Origin of the sequence: Streptomyces sp. MK37H, from assembly GCF_018035285.1 — a bacterium.
GTDB classification, from domain to species: Bacteria; Actinomycetota; Actinomycetes; order Streptomycetales; family Streptomycetaceae; genus Streptomyces; species Streptomyces endocoffeicus.
Genome location: NZ_JAAAYH010000671.1, coordinates 1 through 3,267, shown reverse-complemented (window position 1 = coordinate 3,267; position 3,267 = coordinate 1). Strand labels below are relative to the sequence as shown.

The 3,267-nt window shown below is 74.7% G+C and carries 1 protein-coding gene; it reads left to right on the top strand.

The features are described from left to right. On the top strand, positions 1-3,267 hold a 3,267-nt coding region (locus tag GWI24_RS42470; protein ID WP_247617653.1), incomplete at both ends, for a type I polyketide synthase.

The following is a 3,267-nucleotide window of genomic DNA, read 5'->3' as shown; positions in this document are numbered from 1 at the left end:
CGCGGAGCAGCCGTCGCCGCATATTGACTGGTCTGCGGGTGCGGTGTCGCTGTTGCAGGAGTCGGTGGCGTGGCCGGAGTCGGGTCGTCCCCGGCGGGCTGCGGTCTCGTCGTTCGGCTTCAGTGGCACCAACGCGCACACGATCATCGAGCAGGCCCCCGAGGCCGAACCGGCGGAGGCCCCCACGGCCCCGGTCGCCCAGCCGTCCGTTCTGCCGTGGCCGCTCTCCGGCAAGAACACTGACGCGCTGCGCGCCCAGGCCACGCGGCTGCTCGCCGACCTCGACCGGCGGCCCGACATCTCGCTCACCGACCTCGGCTACTCGCTCGCGACCACGCGCGCCGCACTGGACCACCGTGCGGTCGTGGTCGGCGGGGACCGTGCCGGGCTGGTCGCGGGTCTGGAGGCGCTGGCGGGCGGCGAGTCGGCGGCCGGTCTCACGCAGGGCTCGGTGGCCGAGGGCGGCAAGGTGGCGTTCCTGTTCACCGGGCAGGGCAGTCAGCGGCTCGGCATGGGCCGTGAGCTGTACGACGCCTACCCGGCGTTCGCGGAGGCGTTCGACGCGGTCTGCGATGAGCTGGACGCGCACCTTGAGCGGCCGTTGAAGACCGTGCTGTTCGGGGAGGATGCCGAGGCGCTGGACCAGACCGGGGTCACCCAGCCCGCGCTGTTCGCCATCGAGGTGGCGCTGTTCCGGCTGGTGCAGGAGTGGGGTCTGAAGGCGGACTTCCTCTCCGGCCACTCCATCGGTGAGCTGGCCGCCGCGCATGTGGCGGGTGTGCTCTCGCTCGCCGACGCCGCGAAGTTGGTCGCGGCGCGTGGCCGGTTGATGCAGGAGCTGCCCGCCGGTGGCGCGATGATCGCCGTCCAGGCGTCCGAGGACGAGGTGATGCCGCTGCTCAACGAGCGGGTCAGCATTGCCGCCCTCAACGGCCCGGCATCCGTGGTCATCGCGGGCGACGAGGACGCGGCCGTGGAGATCGCTTCCGGTTTCGAGGCGCAGGGGCGGAAGACCAAGCGGCTCACGGTCAGCCATGCCTTCCACTCGCCGCGTATGGACGGCATGTTGGACGCCTTCCGCGAGATTGCGGAGGGGCTGACCTACGAGGCCCCGGGCATCCCGATCGTCTCGAACCTCACCGGGAACCTCGTCTCCGCCGAGGAGATCACGACCCCCGACTTCTGGGTCCGCCACGTCCGTGAGGCCGTGCGCTTCCTCGACGGTGTCCGCACCCTTGAGGCCCAGGGCGTCACCACCTACCTCGAACTCGGGCCCGACGGTGTCCTCACCGCCATGGCCCAGGAGTGCGTCACCGACGCCGACGCGGCCGCCTTCGCCGCCGCGCTGCGCAAGGACCGCCCCGAGGCCGAGGCGCTGACGGCCGCCGTCGCGCGGGCCCACGTCCGTGGTGTGGCGGTGGACTGGAGGGCGTTCTTCGCGGGGACCGGTGCCCAGCGCACCGAGCTGCCGACGTACCCGTTCCAGCGCGAGCGCTATTGGCTGGAGGCTCCCGCCGGGACCATCGGCGACGTGGCCTCGGCCGGTCTCGGCTCGGCCGATCACCCGCTGCTGGGCGCGGCGGTGGATCTGCCCGACTCCGAGGGCGTCCTCTTCACGGGCCGGCTCTCGCTCCGTACCCACCCCTGGCTGGCCGACCACGCCGTCATGGACACCGTGCTGCTGCCCGGTACGGCCCTGGTCGAGCTGGCGGTTCGGGCCGGTGACCAGGTCGGCTGCGATCTGCTGGAGGAGCTGACCCTCGAAGCGCCGCTGATCCTTCCGGAGCGCGGCGGGGTGCAGCTGCGGGTCTCCGTGGACGAGCCCGACGGCCCCGACGGGCGGCGCGCGCTGACCGTCTACTCGCGGCTGGAGGACGCCACCGACGAGCCGTGGATCCGGCACGCCTCCGGTGTGCTCACGGTCTCCGGCTCCGCCGGCGCCACCCCCGCCCCGGCGGAGTGGCCCCCGGCCGCTGACCCGACCGCCACCGCGACCGCCGACCTCGAACCGCTCGACGTGGACGGGCTGTACGACGGCTTCGCCGCGCTCGGCCTCGCCTACGGCCCGGTGTTCCAGGGCCTGCGCAAGGCGTGGCGGCGCGGGGACGAGGTGTTCGCCGAGGTGGCGCTCGACGAGGACCGGCAGGGCGAGGCCCGTGCGTACGGGCTGCACCCTGCGCTGCTGGACGCCGCGCTGCACACGGTGGCGCTCGGCGGGTTCTTCCCGGCCGAGGAGGCGGGCCAGGCGCGGCTGCCGTTCTCGTGGGACGCCGTACGGCTGCACGCGGTCGGCGCGACCGCGCTGCGGGTGCGGGTCTCCCCAGCCGGGCACGGCGCGGTGGCGCTGGAGATCAGCGACGAGGCCGGTGCCCCGGTGGTGTCGGTCGGCTCGCTGGCGCTGCGGCCGCTGGACGCCGAGCAGTTCGCGGGCGCCCGTACCGCACACCACGAGGCGCTGTTCCGCGTCGACTGGGCCGCGCTGCCCACGCCCGCGGCGCCGCAGCGGCCGGAGGACACCGCCCTGTGGGCCGTCCTGGACGGCTTCGGCGGCGGAGATCTGAAGCTCACGGCCGCGCTGACGGACGCGGACACCGGTATCGAGGCCGAGACGTACGCGGGGCTTCCCGCGCTCGCCGAGGCGGTGGACGCCGAGGGGATCGCGCCCGATGTGGTTCTGGTGCCGTGCCTGCCCGACCTGGGCACGCCCGGGGACACCGCGGGCGCCGCGCACACCGTCGTCCGGCGGACGCTGGCGCTGGTCCAGGAGTGGCTCGCGGATGAGCGGTTCGCCGACTCCCGGCTGGTCCTGCTCACCCGTGGCGCCGTGGCCGTGACCACGGGCGACGACGGGGGCGCCGAGGGCGCCGAAGGCGTGGACGACCTGACGCACGCCGCCGCTTGGGGCCTGGTGCGCTCGGCGCAGGCCGAGCACCCGGGCCGGTTCGTCCTGGTCGACGTCCAGGGAGACATCGACCTCCACGGCGCCCTGGCCCGCGGGGTCCCCGCCCACGGCGACTTGGCCCATGGCAACTCGACCACCGGTGCCCTGGCCCACGGCGACTCGGCCACTGGCACTGCCGACGGCGCCCCGGCCACCGGTGCCCTGGCCCACGGCGACTCGGCCACCGGTGCCCCGGCCCATGGCGACTCGGCCACTGGTACTGCCGACGACGCCCCGGCCACCGGTGCCCTGGCTCACCGCGACCCGGCCGACGGCGCCCTGGCCACCGGCGCCCTGGCCCACCGCGACCCGGCCACCGGCACCCC